We start from the raw sequence: 19,570 nt of genomic DNA on the forward strand, positions 1-19,570 counted from the left end.
CACACCTATCGTTCCGCACGCTCCAGCGTGGGAATGCCCTTCTTGACGCTCTGCGTCATGGATTTACGCTACGCCGCATATTCAGGAGAGGACGCAGAGCGTCCGGAACGGCATACCCACGCGGAGCATGGGCACGATGGTGTTCTCCGGGCCTCACTCCTCACGCTACCGCACGCTGGTGTTCTCCGGACCTCGTACTCCCGTTGCCACGAGGAACCTGGCGCTTACTCCAGATGCTCCGGCTTCACCGGGTCGCCTGACTTGGCGTGGAGTTTGTCGCGAATGTCCGCGAACATTCGGTCGTAGTCCTTGTGCTGGGCGATGGGCAGTGCGGCCGAGTTGGGCAAGCCGTGTCTGATCGCGATGCGACTGGCGTCATGGGCGAAGTTGAACGCCAGGTCACGGGGCAGCTGGAATTGCTCTTCGAACGGCTTGCCGTTGATTTCGCCCTGCATGGTGAAGTGCATGGACGTGCCTTGCTTGGGATCTTCCTCCACGTTGTAGCGCAAGTGGATGTCATAGCTGATATCCGACGGTTGAAGCGCCACGTGGGTGAGGTGCAGATGGCCTGGCTCGTACATGAAGTGACTCCATCAAGTGTTGAGTGTGTTCAGTCTGACACTCCTCGCGACCGGACGGTTCAGCCTCGTGCAGGGTGCCGCTTGCATCATGCCTGCGCTCAACGATCGATCTTGTCCGGTTCCGGCCTCGACCATATCCACATATTACCCAGCGCCATACCGGTAAGAGCCAGATAAAGCCACCAGGCGTGGCCGATCAGGCTCAGCATCACCACGGCGCAGACCAGCATGCTGATGGTGGCGCTGATCTTGGCCTTGCGGGCGACCAGTCTGCCGTTGCGCCAGTTGTGCAGGATCGGGCCGAACACACGATGGTTTTCCAGCCAGGCATTCAGACGCGGCGAGCTGCGTGTCGCCGCCCAGGCCGCCAGCAGAATGAACTCGGTGGTCGGCAAGCCGGGAATGAAGATCGCGACAATGCCTATGCCGAGGGCGACGTAGGCGAGGATGCCGTATAAAAGGCGCGAGAGTCTTGAGCCGGGTGGTTTGTACGTCATGGTCTCTACAGGCAGGTTCGGGGAGCCCGGCCAGCTTAACAGCACCGGGCGCTTTTTCATGCCTGTGCCATGTCTGCAACCGGGGCATCGGCGTAGGCGTATTGCAGCAGGACATTGAAACGCTCGAATGCGGCAATGGCGCCTCGATCAAGTGCTGCTTCCTGCTCGGCGGTCAGCGACAGCTCGTCAAGCGTCCTGACAAAGGTCTTCCAGCCTGCTGCGCGGCCTCCGGCAGGCTCGCTCAGGTGCCGGGCGCCAAAGCTGTGGCTCAGGTTCAAGGCTTCGGCACGTTTGATCAGGAATGCAGCACCCAGCTTGGAACCTTCGGAGACAAATAGCCAGCCGAGCGCTTCTGCGGTGCTCGGCGTTTGTATTGCGCCAGCCACCGGCAGGGGAAGGTCCATGTTCAGGTCGGCAAGATCCGCTCCGGCCTGTTCTGCGCGGCAGCGGGCCGGCAGGTCGTTGATGATCGCCCCTAGCGCGGGCTCGTTGTACAGGCTTTGCAATTCCGTCTGAAAAAGGTATTGAGCAACCACGAAGCGAGCGTAGCTGGCCAGGGTTTCAAACGGCGCATGTGCCTTGACCGCCTTGTCGAGCTGTTCGTGTGGCGCGTGGGTGATCTGGCTCAGGCGTTGCGAACGCAGAGTCGGTCGGTTCTGATCAAGGGGCATCGAGTTCTTCCTTGCTGAAAAAGGGGGCTTGTTGAATAGACGAATAGCTGCACCCGAAAGCGTAAAAAAAGCCTGCCGCCGATGTACTCGGCGACGGGTTTTACGCTACTTTCGGGTTCATATGTCCCACACCACGTTGACGCTGAAGTTGCGTCCCGGCTGGGTCAGGCGATCCAGATTAGCGGGCGCAGTCACGCCTGCTTCGCCCACGCCGTCGTAGCCGCGCACATCGTCCCAGCGCCAGTATTTCTTGTCGGTCAGGTTGTACAGACCCGCATTGACGGTCACATCGTCGCTGACCTTGTAGTAGCCGCTCAGGTCCAGAATGCCGTAGCCCGGGGTCTTGAATTGACTGGAGGTGCCGTCCGGCGTGTGGAAATTGCTGTCATCCACGCGATTCTTGCGCTTGACCAGCGTCCAGCTCAGCAGGCCGCCGTAGTCATTCTGGTCATAGCCCAGGCCGATCACACCGGTCAGCGGGTTGACGCTGTTGATTGGCTCGCCTGTATCGTTGTTGCGGCCCTGCACGTAGGCAACCGATGCCTGGCTGTACAGGCCGTTTGGCGCACCGATGCTGTCGAGATTGATGCGCCCTTTGAATTCCGCGCCCTTCATGGTTGCGTGCTTGATGTTGTTGGACTGGAACGTGAGTTCGCTGTAACCGGGGGTGATGGCGTCCTCGTTGATGAAGTCGCGGTATTTGTTGTAGAACACCGCGATGTCAAACGAGCCGGATTCGAAGCGACCGCGTAAACCGGTTTCATAGCTTTTGCTGGTTTCCGGCTCCAGGTTCGGATTGGGCTCAACCACGTAGCCTGCCGTCGGGTTTTCGAAGCGTCCATAAAGTGACTTGGCCGACGGTGTGCGGAAGCCTTCGGCGTACTGTCCGTACCAGGTGTAGGCGTCGCTGAGTGCATAAGTCACACCGAACTTGGGCGACAGACGATGCCATGTCCGCGTTTCATCGTTGGCCTGACTTGGGTCAGTCAGGCTGACCGACCTGAGAAATTCTGGCGTGAACTTCGGATCGAGCCGGGTATGGTCGTAACGCACGCCGGGCATGAAGGTCCAGTCGTTCCAGCTGATCTGATCCTGTGCGAACAGCGCATAGCTGGTGATGGTCGGGTCCGGGAAATCGCTCGTCGCGGCCAGACGGTCGCTCGGGCTGTCTGCGCCAACGGCACGGCAGGAGCCGAATACGCGCGCACAGGTCCCGCTGCCGCTACGCAGCCCGGTGACTTTCTGCTGCTTTACCGTCGTGCCGTAGGTCAGCACATGGTCCGTGCTGGCGATGGAAAATGCCTTGTCCAGCTGGGCATCGAATACCCACTGCTTTTCCTGATAGTGCGTGTCGCGATCACGAATGACATCTCGGGAAAACGGAAAGTACCGCTCCCGGGTGCTTTGATCAGTCTTTGCGGTCTGGTAATTCAGGCTCCATTTGAGGTTGTCGACCAGCAGGCTGTCGACGGCGATGCTGTTTTCGACCCCGAAGCGCTCGCGGGTGATGGTGTCGTTACCCTCGCGCGATTGATACATGCCCAGCCCGCTGCCGTTGGTGAACGGCCCGCCGACTGCGCTTTTCAGGTTGCTGTCGCGGTCGTCCTTGTACTTTTCGTAAGCCAGAGCCAAACGCGAACCGTCGGTATAATTCCAGCCCAGCTTGGCCAGCACGTTGGTGCTGCGCGCATCCTCAGGGTTGGCTTCGGTACGGCTCAGGCCTGTGCCACCTGTTTCGCCATAGGATTCGGTCTCATGACCATTGCGCTGGCTCACGTGCAGCAAGCCGTCAAACTCGCCCTGACGGCCTGCGACAGTGGCCGAGTTCAACCAGCTTTCGTCTGCCGAGCTGTAACCGGTCTTGAGGCGTGCGCCGACATCCTTGCCGGGCTTGATGATGTCATCCGGGTCCAGCGTGTAATAACTGACCACCCCACCAATTGCGCTGCTGCCGTACAGGGCCGAGGCCGGACCGCGGAGGATTTCCACGCGCTTGACGATTTCCGGGTCGACATAGTTGCGATGGGTTTGCGCATAAGGGCCGGTGAAAAAGCTGTCAGGAACCTCGACGCCATCGACCTGAGTCAGGATCCGGTTACCGTCAATGCCACGGATGTTATAGCCGGTTGTGCCTGCTCGCTGGCCTGCGCCGCCCACCGAAACCCCCGGCTCGTAGCGCACCAGATCACGGATGGTGTTGACGTTGCTGCGGTCCAGTTCTTCGCGGGAATGCACGCTGACGGTGTTTGGTACTGTGGCGACATCCTGTGCCTGGCGCGTGGCACTGACGGTGATCTGATCGAGGGCCATGACGCCGGCGGTTGCGGTGCGCCTTTCCAGCACTACATTGTTGTTGCCCAGATTGCGATAGCTCAGCGAACTGCCAGCCAGCATGTTGTCCAGCGCCTGTGCGGCGCTCAGGTTGCCATGGGCACCTGGAGAAATGACGTTTTGAGCCAGATCCGCTGGCATGCCTACCTGCCATCCGGTCACGCGGCTGAACTCGTTCAGGGCCGACACCAGTGGTTGCTGCCTGATCGAGAAGCTGTAGGTGCCTGCCGGGCGTGCCGCCTGGGTGCTTTCACTGGCAGCACTGGCGTTGACCGGCTGCAGACTGGCGCCCAGCACTGCAAGTGTCAGCAGAGATAGCGTGAGCCGTACGCGTGGTTGGGCGGCAGGCGTGAACGTGGATGACATCGGTAGCGCTCCCTGGGGTGTTGCTCGTTATAGTGTTTACAAACCGTTTCAAAATGAGAATCAGTTGCATTGGCTATAACTAGACGAACGGGCAGTCGCTATCGAGTAAAAAAACTTTGCTTCAGTTGAGAATCACCAGCGCGGGCATTTCGTGAAGGCTTGCCGAGGTGATCTGTGCCAGCGACCGCACCACGTCGAGCGGGTTGTCCAGGCGATAGTTGCCGGTCACTGCCACACGATCCAGTTGCGGGTTGGTGCTGATGATCCAGCCGGGATAGTAACGACGCAGCTCGGTCAGCACTTCGCTCAGCGGGCGGTTGTCGAAGATCAGTCGACCTTGCACCCAGGCGAAATCCCTGACCGGGTCAAGCTTTTCACGATGCCCGAAGCCGGAAGGCCCCACGCGAACGCTTTCTCCGGCCCCCAGGCTGACGCTGGAGTCGCCGCGTCTGGCACGCACGTCGACAGCGCCGCGCTGCACTTTTACCTGGGCAACGCCGTTCAGATAGCGCACGGAAAACTCGGTGCTGTTGGCACTCATGCGCACCGGTCCGGCTTCGATTTCCAGCGGCACACCCGCTCTGGAGCTGACATCGAAGAATGCTTCGCCTTGCAGCAGGCGAGCAGAGCGCTGTTGTTCACCGATCTGACTGGAGAACGCCGAGTCGGTGTTGAGCAGCACTTTCGAGCCGTCTGCCAGTTCCAGGCGCTGGCGCTCACCCACTATGGTCAGGTGATCGGCCTGCAGGCGCAGCGGCAGATTGCTGAAACTGAACAGCCCCAATAGCAACACCGCTGCAGTGGCCAGAGGTTTCCATTGCGCACGGACACGTTGCCACGCCGATGGCTTGCGGGGTTGCGCGATGCTTTCGGCGGCGTGCTGAACCGGCTGTGAATTCCAGAGTGTCCGGGCCTTATCGAAGGCGCGTGCGTGTTCCGGATCGGCGTTCAGCCATTCCTGGAAACGGGCAAGCCGGGTGGCGTCTGCGCCCTCCAGTTCGACCAGCCAGGTCAGGGCCTGATCCATTGCAGCATTGCTCAACACGTCCTGCGCAATCGCGTGCGGGCGTTCGGTTCTCGGGGCCACGGTGTTCCTCGGCAATCCTGAAACTGTATCGATTAGAGTCTGGCAGCGTGCGGCAGGGTTCAGGGCGGGTCAAGTCTTGAAAGGACGCCTACGCAGATGGCCATGATCAGCTTCAGTTCTTTCTGGACGGTACTGGCCGAGACCTGCAGTTGCTCGGCGATTTCCAGATAACTGCGGCCATCGAGGCGGCTGAGGGTAAAGATTTTCTGCTGGCGCGGGCTCAACGTACTCAGGCTGGCACTCAGGTTTTCAAGCAGGCGCTTGGCATGCGCTGCGTCTTCAGGCGAGCCCATCTGGGCTACGACGCTTTCGAGCCGGGCAGGTGAGACGTCTTCGAGCATGGTCCGGCCATGAATACGCCGCGCACGCAAATGATCCAGCGCCAGGTTGCGGGCGGTCTGAAAGACGAAGGGTTCAAGGTGGTCGACGGGGTGTTCGGTCAATGCACGGCTGACGCGCAGCCAGGTTTCCTGAAGCAGGTCTTCGGCAGCGTTCTGGTTGCCGACCATGCGTTGCAGGGTGCGTAGCAGAACCGGCCGCTGGGCCAGAAAGACATCGTTGAAGCGTGACTGCGACACAGAGAGGCCCGACCAGAGATGTGAGCAAATGATAATGCTTCTCATCTTTTGGTCGGGTCAAGCCTGCATCTGTAAATAATTATCTTACGGTGTTGCTCACTACGACGCTGAATTTACTCGGCGTTGTGCAGTGCCAGGCAGTTGTCGAGCATGCGGTTGGAGAACGCCCATTCGTTGTCGTACCACGACAGTACCTTGAGCAACTTGCCACTGACCTTGGTGTGATTGGCGTCGAAAATCGACGACAACGGGTTGTGATTGAAGTCGTGGGAAACCAGTGGCAGGGCGTTGTAGCCCAGCACCTTGGAATGCTGGCTGGCTTCTTTCATCAGCGCGTTGACTTCTTCGGCGGTGGTTTCACGCTTAAGGGTCACGGTCAGGTCGACCAGCGAAACGTTGATGACCGGTACGCGTACCGCCATGCCGGTGAGTTTGCCTGCCAGCTCCGGCAGTACCAGGCCCACTGCTTCGGCAGCGCCGGTCTTGCTCGGGATCATCGACTGCGTCGCCGAGCGGGCGCGGTACGGATCGGTGTGATAGACATCGATCAGGTTCTGGTCGTTGGTGTAGGCATGGATGGTGGTCATCAGGCCATTTTCGATCCCCAGTTCACGGTGCAGTACCTGGGCGACCGGGGCCAGGCAATTGGTGGTGCAGGATGCACTGGAGATGATCTGGTGCGACTGACGCAGCGTGTCGTGGTTGACACCATAGACGATGGTGGCATCGGCACCGCTGGCAGGGGCGGAGATAATGACCTTGCGGGCACCGGCAGTGAGGTGCGCGGCGGCCTTGTCACGGCTGGTGAACAGGCCGGTGCACTCGAACACTACATCGATGTCCTGCGACTTCCACGGCAGCTCGGCCGGATTGCGAATGGCACTGACCGAAATACGGTCACCATTGACGGTCAGGCTATCCTTGTCGCACTCGACCGTGCCGCTGAAAGGGCCGTGTACGGTGTCGAAGCGCAGCAGGTGTGCGTTCATTTCGCTGTCGCCAAGATCGTTGATGGCGACGACCTGCAGGTCCTGACGGTAGCCTTGGGTATACAGTGCGCGTAGGACGTTGCGGCCGATGCGGCCAAAACCGTTGATTGCGATACGAAGAGTCATACAGCCGTCCTTCTGAATTTGTTGTTGGAATTACAAGATTATTCTCATAGAAATAGAAAACAAGCCTTTTTAGTGGCAATATTTTGTTTTATCTACAACTACAAGCCTGAAAGGCCCTCCCGGTTGATCGAGATCAGGGTTCTGCTCCCCGCCCGTCACTGCTCGAAAACCGGAACCGTCTTTACGGGTGACCTTAGACGTTAGCCTGGAGTTCATCACATGCATCCCCGCGTCCTTGAAGTAACCGAGCGACTCATCGCCCGCAGTCGCGATACCCGTCAGCGCTACCTTCAATTGATTCGCGGCGCAGCGAGCGATGGCCCGATGCGCGGCAAGCTTCAATGTGCCAACTTTGCTCACGGCGTCGCTGCCTGCGGGCCGGAAGACAAGCAAAGCCTGCGTCTGATGAACGCCGCCAACGTGGCAATCGTCTCCTCCTACAACGAGATGCTCTCGGCGCATCAACCCTACGAACACTTTCCTGCCCAGATCAAACAGGCTTTACGTGACATTGGTTCGGTCGGTCAGTTTGCCGGCGGCGTGCCTGCCATGTGCGATGGCGTGACTCAGGGTGAGCCGGGTATGGAGCTGGCCATTGCCAGTCGCGAAGTGATTGCCATGTCCACGGCAGTTGCGTTGTCACACAATATGTTCGACGCCGCCATGATGCTGGGCATCTGCGACAAGATCGTCCCTGGTTTGATGATGGGCGCACTGCGTTTTGGTCATCTGCCGACCATCTTCGTGCCGGGCGGACCGATGGTTTCAGGTATCTCCAACAAGGAAAAAGCCGACGTACGGCAGCGTTACGCGGAAGGCAAGGCCAGCCGTGAAGAGTTGCTCGACTCGGAAATGAAGTCCTATCACGGTCCGGGAACCTGCACCTTCTACGGCACTGCCAACACCAACCAGCTGCTGATGGAAGTCATGGGCATGCACCTTCCCGGTGCCTCGTTCGTCAATCCCTACACGCCACTGCGCGATGCACTGACCGCCGAAGCGGCTCACCAGGTGACGCGTCTGACCAAGCAGAGCGGCAGCTTCATGCCGATCGGCGAAATCGTCGACGAGCGCTCGCTGGTCAACTCCATCGTTGCCCTGCACGCGACAGGTGGCTCGACCAACCACACGCTGCACATGCCGGCGATTGCCCAGGCCGCGGGCATTCAACTGACCTGGCAGGACATGGCCGACCTGTCGGAAGTGGTGCCAACCCTGAGTCACGTCTACCCCAACGGCAAAGCCGATATCAACCACTTCCAGGCGGCGGGCGGCATGTCGTTCCTGATCCGTGAGTTGCTGGCTGCCGGTTTGTTGCACGAAAACGTCAATACCGTGGCCGGTTACGGCTTGAGCCGCTACACCAAAGAGCCATTCCTGGAGGATGGCAAGCTGGTCTGGCGCGAAGGACCGCTTGAAAGCCTTGATGAAAACATTTTGCGTCCGGTCGCCCGTCCGTTCTCGCCGGAAGGTGGTCTGCGGGTCATGGAAGGCAATCTGGGCCGCGGTGTGATGAAAGTCTCTGCCGTGGCCCCGGAGCATCAGATCGTCGAAGCGCCAGCCAAGGTCTTTCAGGATCAGAAGGAGCTGGCCGATGCGTTCAAGGCGGGTGAGCTGGAGTGCGATTTCGTCGCCGTGATGCGCTTCCAGGGGCCGCGCTGCAACGGCATGCCCGAGTTGCACAAGATGACGCCGTTTCTGGGGGTTCTGCAGGACCGTGGTTTCAAGGTTGCGCTGGTCACCGACGGACGCATGTCGGGCGCCTCGGGCAAAATCCCTGCGGCCATTCATGTCTGCCCGGAAGCGTTTGATGGTGGCCCGTTGGCACTGGTGCGCGATGGTGATGTGATCCGTGTGGATGGCGTAAAAGGCACGTTACAAGTTCTGGTCGAAGCGTCAGAATTGGCCGCCAGAGAACCGGCCATCAACCAGATCGACAACAGTGTCGGCTGTGGTCGCGAGCTCTTTGGATTCATGCGCATGGCTTTCAGCTCCGCAGAGCAGGGTGCCAGCGCCTTTACTTCTAGTCTGGAGACGCTCAAGTGAAGTTGGCCCTGGTCGGTGATATAGGCGGTACCAATGCACGTTTTGCCATTTGGGAAGACGACACGCTGCATTCTGTCCGGGTATTCCCGACCATTGACTACGCCGGTCCCGAAAAGGCCATCGAAGTCTATTTGCAGGACCTTGAATTGCAGCGCGGAGATATCAGTCACGTATGCCTGGCCGTGGCCGGACCGGTGGATGGCGATTTTTTCCAGTTCACCAACAGCCACTGGCAGTTGAGCCGTGAGGCATTTTGCGCTGACCTGAAAGTCGATCACCTGCTGCTGATCAACGACTTCACCGCCATGGCGCTGGGCATGACCCGGCTCAAGGAAGATGAATACCTGACGGTTTGCCCTGGCGCTGGCAAGCCTGATCGGCCGCGTGTGGTGGTCGGGCCGGGTACCGGGCTGGGCATCGGTACTCTGATCAAGCTTGACGGCAGTCGCTGGCTGGCGCTGCCGGGCGAGGGCGGGCATGCTGACCTGCCAATCGGCACGGCACGCGAGGCCCTGTTATGGACACGCCTGATGGCTGAGCATGAGCATGTCAGCGCTGAAGTGGTACTCAGTGGCGCGGGCTTGCTGTTGCTCTATCAGGTCAGTTGCGCCCTGGACGATATCGAGCCAGTGCTCAAGTCGCCTGCGGCTGTCACCTCGGCAGCGCTGGCGGGCGACCCGGTAGCCGCAGCCGTGCTGGAGCAGTTCTGTGTGTTTCTAGGCAGGGTGGTGGGCAACAATGTGCTGACCCTGGGCAGCCTGGGCGGCGTGTACATTGTCGGCGGCGTGGTGCCGCGTTTCACTGAGTTCTTCATCAACAGCGGTTTCAAGCGCGCCATGGCCGAGAAGGGCGTGATGAGCGACTATTTCAAGAACCTGCCGGTCTGGCTGGTGACCGCCGAGTACCCTGGTCTGATGGGCTCAGGTGTCGCTCTGCAACAGGCCTTCGGTTCGCAGATCTGAGTAGCATCCCATAACAACAAAGATTCACCGTCAAACAAGGACGCCTCAACTTGAGTTCAGTCAGTAAATCGATCCTGCTGGTGGATGACGATCAGGAGATTCGCGAGTTGCTGGACACCTACCTGAGTCGTGCCGGTTTTCAGGTGCGTACGGTGGGTGATGGCGCTGATTTTCGCCGCGCCTTCAACGAAGAACCCAGTGATTTGCTGATCCTTGATGTGATGCTGCCCGATGAAGACGGTTTCAGTCTGTGCAAATGGATCCGCCAGCATCCGCGCCAGCCGCATGTGCCGATCATCATGTTGACTGCCAGTTCGGACGAAGCCGACCGGGTCATCGGCCTGGAATTGGGTGCTGATGATTATCTGGGCAAGCCGTTCAGCCCGCGTGAGCTGCAAGCGCGTATCAAGGCACTGTTGAGGCGCGCCCAGTTCGGTCAGGAGCGTCCTGGTGGCGATGTCATTCTGTTCGACGAATGGCGGCTGGACATGGTCAGTCACAGGTTGTTTCACAATGACGGTGAAGAAGTGATTCTGTCCGGTGCCGACTTCGCGCTGCTCAAGCTGTTTCTCGACAACCCCCAACAGATTCTCGACCGCGACACTATCGGTAACGCCACACGCGGGCGTGAGCTGATGCCGCTGGAGCGGATCGTCGACATGGCGGTCAGTCGCCTGCGCCAGCGTCTGCGCGATACCGGCAAGTCGCCGCGTCTGATCCGCACCATTCGCGGCAGTGGTTATCTGCTGGCCGCGAACGTCAACTCGCAAGCGGGCAACGGCTATTAACCCGCCGGTGGCAGGAGCGAAAAGAACCGGCCTGCCACTGCCGCGCTCATTGCTGGGGCGCATGCTGCTGTTGACGTTACTGGCGGTTCTGCTGGCTCAGACACTGTCCAGTGTGATCTGGCTGTCACAGTTGCGCGCCACACAGACCGAAGGGCTGGTGACCAGCGCGCGCAGCCTCGCTTACTCGATGGCGGCCAGTGTCAGTTACTTTCGCTCATTGCCGCTGGCCTACCGGCCCATGGTGCTGGATCAACTGCGCAGTATGGGCGGGACCCGTTTCGTCGTCTCGCTCAACGATCACCCGCTGGATATGCAAATCATGCAGCCCACGCCTCGCAAACAGGCGGTGCTGGACGTGGTGGGCGAGGTATTGCGCCAGCGTCTGGGCAATGGGCCGGACATCACCGTATGGTTTGCGCGGCCCGATGAGCTGCGTATTTTCAACAGCGGCCTGAAGCTCGATGAACTGCCGCGTTCCTGGGCGCATTACGCGCTGACACTTGAACCGGTGAACCCGCCGGTGCTGGTCACGCAAATCGAAATGGCGCCCGGTGAATGGTTTTACATTGCCTCTCTGCTGCCTGAGCCCTACACCTCGCTGGAGGAGCAGGAGCTGCCCCTTCAGCAGGTTTCATTCATCGTCCTGACCAGCATGTTTTTGCTGTTGTTCATCGGTTTGCTGGTGCATTGGCAGAGCCGGCCGCTCAAACGCCTGGCGCGGGCCGCACGGGACATGTCACTGGGCGCGGACGTCGAGCCGGTGGTCGAGGGCGGCGGCAGCGAGGTGATCGAGGTCAGCCGTGCGTTCAACGCCATGCGCACCCGTATCAGCCGCTACCTGACCGAACGCGGTCAGTTGTTCAGTGCCATCTCGCATGATCTGCGCACGCCCATCACCCGGCTGCGGTTGCGTGTCGAGCTGCTGGAAGATGAGCACATGCAGCGTAAATTCAGCCGCGATCTGGACGAACTGGAGTTGCTGGTCAAAGGCGCGCTGCAGTGCGTCAAAGACACCGATATTCATGAAAACATCGAGCCGGTGGACCTCAATGCACTGCTTGATTGCCTGGTCGAGCCCTGGCTGAATGTTGAAGGCGACGGACGTGTCACCCAGCAAGGCGAGGCTCAGGCTGCCTATCCCGGCAAGCCGTTGGCGCTGCGGCGCTGCATGGGCAACCTGATCGACAATGCCCTTAAATATGGCCATCGCGCTCATCTGAAAGTTGAGGATAACGCCACGGCTTTCGTCCTGCATGTCGATGACGAAGGGCCTGGTGTGCCCGAACAACGTCTGGAACATGTCTTCGAGCCGCATTTTCGTCTGGCAGGCAATCAGCAGCAGGGCTATGGTCTGGGCCTGGGTATCGCGCGCAACATTGCCCACAGTCACGGTGGCGAAGTCAGCCTGCAGAACCTGCGTGAGGGTGGGTTGCGGGTGACGTTGCACTTGCCAAGAACCATGGAATGACTTTCCGGGTAGTGGCTTTGAGCCCGTATTTTCAGGTGTTTCAATTGTCACCATCCTGTGACAATTGCGCGTCCCTTCGTTACTGTCGTTGCGTCTGGCTTGGTTAGACTCCCACGAAGCGCAAGCATCAGACTTGCTCATGCATAACAACAAGAAAGGTCAATTCGATGAATTCCATGTCACGTCTCGCTGTTGTCATCTCTCTCGCTTCGTTGTTCCCTCTGAGCGCTACTGCCGCTGAATCCAAAGGCACTGTAGAAGTTGTGCACTGGTGGACGTCGGGTGGCGAAAAGGCTGCGGTCGATGTTCTGAAGGCGCAGGTCGAAAAAGACGGCTTTGTCTGGAAGGACGGCGCCATCGCCGGCGGCGGCGGCTCCACCGCCATGACCGTGCTCAAGAGCCGTGCGGTTGCCGGTAACCCGCCAGGTGTTGCCCAGATCAAAGGTCCTGACATTCAGGAATGGGCCTCTACCGGTCTGCTTGATACGGACGCGTTGAAAGACGTCGCCAAGGCCGAGAAGTGGGACTCGCTGCTGGACAAGAAAGTCTCCGACACCGTGAAGTACGACGGTGATTACGTAGCGGTGCCGGTGAATATTCACCGCGTCAACTGGCTGTGGATCAACCCTGAAGTCTTCAAGAAAGCCGGTATCGACAAGGCACCCACCACGCTCGAAGAATTTTACGCTGCGGGCGACAAGCTGAAAAAAGCCGGTTTCATTCCGCTCGCCCACGGTGGTCAGCCGTGGCAGGACAGCACTGTTTTTGAAGCCGTTGTGCTTTCGGTCATGGGCGCTGATGGCTACAAGAAGGCCCTGGTTGATCTGGACAAGGACGCATTGACCGGTGAAGGCATGGTCAAGTCCCTCACCGAGCTCAAGAAAGTCGCGACCTACATGGATGCCGATGGCAAGGGCCAGGACTGGAACCTGGAAGCTGCCAAGGTCATCAACGGCAAGGCCGGCATGCAGATCATGGGTGACTGGGCCAAGAGTGAATGGACCGCAGCCAAGAAGGTCGCCGGCAAGGATTACCAGTGCGTAGCCTTCCCTGGCACCGACAAGGCGTTCACCTACAACATCGACTCGCTGGCGGTGTTCAAGCAGAAAGACAAGGGCACCACTGCCGCACAGCAGGATCTGGCCAAGGTCGCGATGGGCGAGGACTTCCAGAAAGTCTTCAGCATCAACAAGGGTTCGATCCCGGTTCGTGAAGACATGCTGTCCGACATGAGCAAATACGGTTTCGACTCGTGTGCGCAAACCGCTGCCAAGGACTTCCTGGCTGATTCGAAGACTGGTGGCCTGCAACCAAGCATGGCGCACAACATGGCCACTACGCTGGCGGTGCAGGGTGCTTTCTTTGATGTGGTCACCAACTACATCAACGACCCGGCAGCTGATCCTGCAGCGACAGCCAAGAAGCTGGCCACTGCGGTCAAATCGGCCCAGTAACTCTCTCTGAACCGCCTGTACCCGCAGTTCGTGGTGCTGAAATCCTCTGTTGATTTCACCCGCGGCTGCGGCCTGGATTCGATACACCGGATGGGATACTCCCGATGAGCTCTGTCGCTGCGATCAGCAAAGCCTCGCCAATGGATGCGCTGCAACGCTGGCTACCAAAACTGGTGCTGGCACCCAGCATGTTCATCGTGCTGGTGGGTTTCTATGGCTACATCCTCTGGACATTCGCGCTTTCGTTTACCAACTCGACGTTTCTGCCGTCCTACAAATGGGTCGGCCTGGCGCAATACGCACGCCTGATGGATAACGATCGCTGGTGGGTGGCGAGCAAGAACCTTGCGGTGTTTGGCGGGATGTTCATTGCCATCAGCCTGGTGATCGGTGTTCTGCTGGCCGTCCTGCTGGACCAGCGGATCCGTCGTGAGGGCATGATCCGCACCATTTACCTGTACCCGATGGCACTGTCGATGATCGTCACCGGTACGGCGTGGAAGTGGCTGCTCAACCCTGGCCTGGGCCTGGACAAGATGCTGCGCGACTGGGGCTGGGAAGGTTTCCGTCTCGACTGGCTGATCGACCCGGACCGCGTGGTTTACTGCCTGGTCATTGCTGCGGTGTGGCAGTCTTCCGGCTTTGTCATGGCGTTGTTTCTGGCGGGCCTGCGTGGCGTCGATCAATCGATCATTCGTGCTGCGCAGATGGATGGCGCGAGTTTGCCGATGATCTACTGGCGCGTTGTGTTGCCAAGCCTGCGCCCGGTGTTCTTCAGTGCCGTGATGATCCTTGCGCACATTGCCATCAAGAGCTTCGATCTGGTGGCAGCGATGACCGCCGGTGGCCCCGGTTACTCATCTGATCTGCCTGCAATGTTCATGTACTCCTTCACCTTTAGCCGCGGCCAGATGGGCATGGGATCGGCCAGTGCGATTCTGATGCTCGGCGCGATCCTGGCGATTCTGGTGCCGTACCTGTATTCCGAGCTGAGGACCAAACGCCATGACTAGTCATGTTGGCAAACCGGGCATCAGCTTCAGTCGTATTCTGATTTACGCCGTGCTGATACTGGCCTGTCTGATTTATCTGGTGCCGCTGGTGGTGATGCTGTTCACCAGCTTCAAGACCCCCGAAGACATCGGCACCGGCAACCTGCTGAGCTGGCCAAGTGTGGTCACCGCAATTGGCTGGATAAAGGCCTGGGACCTGGTCGATGGTTATTTCTGGAACTCGATAAAAATCACCGTTCCGGCAGTCATCATTTCCACCGCGATTGGCGCGCTCAATGGCTATGTGCTGTCGATGTGGCGCTTCAAGGGCTCGCAGCTGTTCTTCGGTCTGTTGCTGTTTGGTTGCTTCCTGCCGTTTCAGACCGTTCTGCTGCCGGCTTCCTTCACGCTGGGCAAAATGGGCCTGGCCAGTACGACCACCGGGCTGGTGTTTGTGCATGTGGTCTACGGGCTGGCATTTACCACGCTATTCTTCCGCAACTACTACGTCAGCATTCCGGATGCTCTGGTCAAGGCTGCACGGCTGGACGGTGCAGGGTTCTTCACCATCTTCGGGCGCATCATTCTGCCGATGTCCACGCCCATCGTGATGGTCTGCCTTATCTGGCAGTTCACCCAGATATGGAACGATTTCCTGTTCGGAGTTGTGTTCTCCAGCGGTGAGTCTCAGCCGATCACTGTGGCCCTGAACAATCTGGTCAACACCAGCACAGGCGCCAAGGAATACAACGTTGACATGGCGGCGGCGATGATTGCCGGCCTGCCGACACTGCTGGTCTACGTACTGGCTGGCAAGTATTTCCTGCGTGGGCTCACGGCCGGCGCGGTCAAGGGGTAATCATGGCGACTCTCGAATTACGCAACGTCAACAAGACTTACGGCAGCAACCTGCCGGACACGCTCAAGAACATCGACCTGTCGATCAAGGATGGCGAGTTTCTGATTCTGGTCGGCCCGTCCGGCTGTGGCAAATCCACCTTGATGAACTGCATTGCCGGTCTGGAAAGCATCAGCGGCGGTGAGATTCTCATTGATGGCCAGGACGTCAGCAGCACCAGCCCCAAGGACCGCGACATCGCGATGGTCTTTCAGTCCTATGCCCTTTACCCGACCATGAGCGTGCGTGAAAACATCGCGTTCGGGTTGAAAATCCGCAAGATGCCGCAAGCCGACATCGACGCGGAAGTGGCTCGTGTAGCCAAGCTGTTGCAGATCGAGCACTTGCTCAATCGCAAGCCGGGCCAGATGTCCGGTGGCCAGCAGCAGCGTGTCGCGATGGGTCGTGCCCTGGCGCGTCGGCCGAAGATCTACCTGTTCGATGAGCCGCTGTCCAACCTCGACGCCAAGTTGCGCGTCGAGATGCGTACCGAAATGAAACTGATGCACCAGCGCCTTAAAACCACCACTGTCTATGTGACCCATGATCAGATCGAGGCCATGACGCTGGGCGACAAGGTCGCGGTCATGAAGGACGGTATCGTTCAGCAATTCGGTACGCCCAAGCAGATTTACACCGATCCGGCCAACCTGTTCGTCGCCAGTTTCATCGGTTCGCCGCCGATGAACTTCATCCCGCTGCGTCTGCAACGCAAGGATGGCCAATTGATTGCGCTGCTCGACAGTGGTCAGGCGCGTTGCGAGCTGCCGGTCGGGGGCGGCGATGCCGGCCTGGAAGATCGAGAAATCATTCTCGGTATCCGGCCAGAACAGATTATGCTTGCTGGCGCTGAATCGAATGGCATGCCGACCATCCGTGCCGAGGTCCAGGTGACCGAGCCTACCGGGCCGGACACACTGGTGTTCGTCACGCTCAACCAGAGCAAGGTTTGCTGTCGCCTCGCCCCGGATGTCGCACCGCAGGTGGGCGAGAGCCTTACCCTGCAATTCGATCCTGCCAGGGTGCTGATTTTCGATGCCCAGAGCGGCGAGCGTCTCGGGGTGCTGGGAGCGCGACTGGCGGCTGAACGGGAAAACAATGTGTCACCGGTCGAGCCGCAAGTGATAAATTGATTCAGCAACGAGCATCGCTGGCTGGCCGTCTGCTGCCAAAACGCACGGCCGACCAGCGAACACAGGGCAGTGAATGAAGCAAAACGTCTACCAAAGCTAATAACAATAAAACGAGGATTGATGGGATGAAGAAGATCAACAAAGGTAAATCGCTTTCCCGGTTCCAGTTGGTAAGCACGCTGTCGGTGTTGGGTGCGATGGGGCTGGCAGGCAGCGTTCATGCGGCCGACGCATTTTCTGCCGATTCACCGTGGATGACTGGCGACTGGAACGGCAAGCGTACCGAACTGCTCGACAAGGGCTATGACTTCTCGCTGGAATACGTTTCCGAGATGGCCAGCAACATCAAGGGCGGTTACAACGACGACAAGACCGGCCGCTACAGCGACCAGTTCGCGCTGGGCATGAAAGTCGATTTGCAGAAGGCTTTCGGCTGGCAGGACGCAGAGTTCAAGCTGGCAATCACCGAACGTAGCGGGCGCAACATCTCCAACGACCGGATCGGCGACCCTCGTGCCGGTACCCTCAGTTCCTCCCAGGAAGTCTGGGGTCGCGGCCAGACCTGGCGTCTGACGCAAATGTGGATCAAGCAGAAGTACTTTGACGGCGCGCTGGACGTCAAGGCTGGTCGTTTCGGACCGGGCGAAGACTTCAACAGCTTCCCTTGCGATTTCCAGAACCTGTCGTTCTGCGGCTCGCAGGTCGGTAACTATGTGAACACCTGGTACAACTGGCCAATCAGCCAGTGGGCCTTGCGCGTGAAGTACAACATCACGCCGGAAGTGTACGCACAGGTCGGCGTCTACGAGCAGAACCCGTCCAACCTCGAAACCGGCAACGGCTTCAAACTCAGCGGTAGCGGCACCAAAGGTATGATCCTGCCGGTTGAACTGGTCTGGACCCCGACCGTCAATTCGTTGCCCGGTGAATACCGTGTCGGCTTCTACAAGAGCACGCCCAACGCCGACGATGTCTACGAAGACGTTAACGGTCAGCCACAGGCAGCTACCGGCGCTGCGTTCAAGTCGCATGACAGCAAGCACGGCTGGTGGGTTGTTGCTCAGCAACAGCTGACTACTCACGATGGCGATGCATCGCGCGGCCTGAGCATTTTTGCCAACGCTACCGTGCATGACAAGGCCACCAACTTCGTCGATAACTACCAGCAGATCGGTTTCACGTACAAAGGTCCGTTCAACTCGCGTCCGAAAGATGACATCGGTATCGGTATCGCCCGTATCCACGTCAACGACGATGTGCAGGATCGTGTGCGTCTGGCCAACCAGATCAGCGGCATCAACGACTACGACAACCCTGGCTACCTGCCGGTCCAGAGCACTGAGTACAACTCGGAAATCTACTACGGCTTCCACGTTACCAACTGGCTGACCGTGCGCCCGAACCTGCAGTACGTCAAGCATCCTGGCGGTGTAGATCAGGTTGATGACGCGATTGTGGCGGGCATCAAGATCCAGTCGAAGTTCTGAGTACTGATTGACGCGTAACGCGATCAAAGGTCGTGTGTGCTTTGCGGGCAGCCTGGCTGCCCGTTTTTTTTGGCTTGATCCTTTTATTTTTCAGGGACGCGATTGGCGATGACCTCTCTCGACGCGCAACTGCCTGAACATCCATTGCAACGCTTTTTCCGATCCCGACGTGCCAGACCCACTTTTGAGTGGGAGCGTCACCAGTTGCGCGATGTACTGGTTATCGATCATCCGCAGTGTCAGGCAGTCTTCAGTCGCCAGGGCGCGCAGTTGCTGCATTTTCAACCGCAAGGCCAGAAGCCCTGGCTCTGGTGCGCTGCACAATGGCCGCAGGTGGGGGCGATTCGAGGTGGCGTGCCAGTGTGCTGGCCCTGGTACGGCCGACACCCCGGTGAAAGCGGCTGGCCGGCACACGGCTGGGGACGCTTGCTGGACTGGAAACTGATCGACAGCAGCGAGAGCGAAAAGGGCGTCAGCCTGCACTGGCGCTTGCAGCTGTGGGACTGGCAGGTCGACCTGCATGCCGAGCTGGGGCAGGGCATGGAGTTGCGTCTGAGCACATGCCACGAGGACAGTGAACCATGTCATTTCAGCCATGCGCTGCATGCGTACTGGCGGATTGGCGATGTGGCTGAAGTTGCGCTTGAGGGCCTTGATGGGGTTCAGGGTTATGACGAACTCAGCCGACAGGTCTGCCAGCAACAAGGCGAATTACGTGTGGCAGGCGGCTGCCAGCGAGTCTTCGAACATGCCGGAGCCTTGCAACTGCAGGACCCGACCTGGCAGCGCAGGCTGAACATCGACACCGGCGACAGCGCCAATACAGTGGTCTGGCACCCCGGCAACAGACCGCTACTGGGAGTGTGTGGCAGCGAAACCGCAGGCTTTGTGCGCGTGGAAGCCGCTTCGGGTTCCGGCGACGCCTTCAGCCTGCGGCCGGGCGAGCAGGTGCAGCTCAAACTGCAAGCCAGCCTGGCGGGGTGAGTTGCATCGTCTTCCCGTCGCGCTCTGCACGGATCCACCTGAGATCACAAAACCGCTGTGTGACGCAGAGCGTCACGAACTGCATGCCGACGCGGAGCGTCGGCACGATAGTGATATCTGAATCGTGCCTTT

17 protein-coding genes are annotated in these 19,570 nt (G+C 59.1%); 10 read left to right on the plus strand and 7 right to left on the minus strand.

The window, feature by feature from the left end; genetic code table 11:
- Positions 1-224 precede the first annotated feature (224 nt).
- From RYB09_RS26890 to gap, 7 genes are all read right to left on the minus strand, one after another.
- The gene (locus RYB09_RS26890; protein WP_002552307.1) at positions 225-581 is read right to left on the minus strand and encodes a DUF5064 family protein; all 357 of its coding nucleotides are present in this window, start codon (positions 579-581) and stop codon (positions 225-227) included.
- Between the two features lie 98 nt (positions 582-679).
- A complete protein-coding gene (locus RYB09_RS26895; protein ID WP_005745818.1) occupies positions 680-1,138 on the minus strand; it encodes a YbaN family protein in 459 nt (152 codons plus the stop codon).
- The gene (locus tag RYB09_RS26900; RefSeq protein WP_316890984.1) at positions 1,135-1,749 is read right to left on the minus strand and encodes a biliverdin-producing heme oxygenase; all 615 of its coding nucleotides are present in this window, start codon (positions 1,747-1,749) and stop codon (positions 1,135-1,137) included. The genes RYB09_RS26895 and RYB09_RS26900 overlap by 4 nt, the downstream gene beginning before the upstream one ends.
- 117 nt (positions 1,750-1,866) lie before the next feature.
- Positions 1,867-4,446, minus strand: coding sequence for a TonB-dependent receptor (locus RYB09_RS26905; RefSeq protein ID WP_316890986.1), 2,580 nt, complete (start codon positions 4,444-4,446; stop codon positions 1,867-1,869).
- Positions 4,447-4,567: 121 nt separating this feature from the next.
- Positions 4,568-5,533 carry a FecR family protein gene (locus RYB09_RS26910; RefSeq protein WP_193600950.1) on the minus strand — a complete coding sequence of 322 codons (966 nt, stop codon included), beginning with the start codon at positions 5,531-5,533 and terminating at the stop codon, positions 4,568-4,570.
- 59 nt (positions 5,534-5,592) lie between these two features.
- Entirely contained in the window at positions 5,593-6,111 is a 519-nt protein-coding gene (locus tag RYB09_RS26915; protein ID WP_057402358.1) for an RNA polymerase sigma factor, read from the minus strand.
- Between the two features lie 113 nt (positions 6,112-6,224).
- Positions 6,225-7,226 carry a type I glyceraldehyde-3-phosphate dehydrogenase gene (gap, locus tag RYB09_RS26920; protein ID WP_044321796.1) on the minus strand — a complete coding sequence of 334 codons (1,002 nt, stop codon included), beginning with the start codon at positions 7,224-7,226 and terminating at the stop codon, positions 6,225-6,227.
- A 219-nt stretch (positions 7,227-7,445) separates the two neighbouring features.
- Here gap and edd point away from each other — a divergent pair, with 219 nt between their 5' ends.
- The 10 genes from edd (at position 7,446) to RYB09_RS26970 (ending at position 19,438) form a co-directional block, all read left to right on the plus strand.
- Entirely contained in the window at positions 7,446-9,272 is a 1,827-nt protein-coding gene (gene edd / locus RYB09_RS26925; RefSeq protein ID WP_004656012.1) for a phosphogluconate dehydratase, read from the plus strand.
- Positions 9,269-10,234, plus strand: a complete 966-nt coding sequence (locus tag RYB09_RS26930) for a glucokinase (protein ID WP_002552316.1) — start codon at positions 9,269-9,271, stop codon at positions 10,232-10,234. Before edd ends, RYB09_RS26930 begins: the two co-directional genes overlap by 4 nt.
- 50 nt (positions 10,235-10,284) lie before the next feature.
- Entirely contained in the window at positions 10,285-11,022 is a 738-nt protein-coding gene (locus RYB09_RS26935; protein WP_004656016.1) for a response regulator, read from the plus strand.
- A gap of 61 nt (positions 11,023-11,083) precedes the next feature.
- Positions 11,084-12,490 (plus strand): ATP-binding protein, encoded by a 1,407-nt coding sequence (locus RYB09_RS26940; protein WP_057402359.1) that lies wholly within the window; start codon positions 11,084-11,086, stop codon positions 12,488-12,490.
- A 167-nt stretch (positions 12,491-12,657) separates the two neighbouring features.
- Positions 12,658-13,944, plus strand: coding sequence for an ABC transporter substrate-binding protein (locus tag RYB09_RS26945; protein WP_005745826.1), 1,287 nt, complete (start codon positions 12,658-12,660; stop codon positions 13,942-13,944).
- 104 nt (positions 13,945-14,048) lie between these two features.
- The gene (locus RYB09_RS26950; protein WP_004666129.1) at positions 14,049-14,957 is read left to right on the plus strand and encodes a carbohydrate ABC transporter permease; all 909 of its coding nucleotides are present in this window, start codon (positions 14,049-14,051) and stop codon (positions 14,955-14,957) included.
- On the plus strand, positions 14,950-15,795 hold the full coding sequence (locus tag RYB09_RS26955; protein WP_058402191.1) for a carbohydrate ABC transporter permease: 846 nt from the start codon (positions 14,950-14,952) through the stop codon (positions 15,793-15,795). The genes RYB09_RS26950 and RYB09_RS26955 overlap by 8 nt, the downstream gene beginning before the upstream one ends.
- Before the next feature lie 2 nt (positions 15,796-15,797).
- Positions 15,798-16,967, plus strand: a complete 1,170-nt coding sequence (locus RYB09_RS26960; RefSeq protein WP_316890993.1) for an ABC transporter ATP-binding protein — start codon at positions 15,798-15,800, stop codon at positions 16,965-16,967.
- Between the two features lie 125 nt (positions 16,968-17,092).
- Positions 17,093-18,454, plus strand: coding sequence for a carbohydrate porin (locus RYB09_RS26965; RefSeq protein ID WP_004656031.1), 1,362 nt, complete (start codon positions 17,093-17,095; stop codon positions 18,452-18,454).
- Between the two features lie 108 nt (positions 18,455-18,562).
- A complete protein-coding gene (locus tag RYB09_RS26970) occupies positions 18,563-19,438 on the plus strand; it encodes a D-hexose-6-phosphate mutarotase (protein ID WP_316890995.1) in 876 nt (291 codons plus the stop codon).
- The last annotated feature ends 132 nt before the right edge of the window (positions 19,439-19,570 follow it).

The sequence above is a fragment of the Pseudomonas syringae group sp. J254-4 genome, assembly GCF_032586855.1.
In the GTDB taxonomy this organism is placed as follows: Bacteria; Pseudomonadota; Gammaproteobacteria; order Pseudomonadales; family Pseudomonadaceae; genus Aquipseudomonas; species Aquipseudomonas amygdali.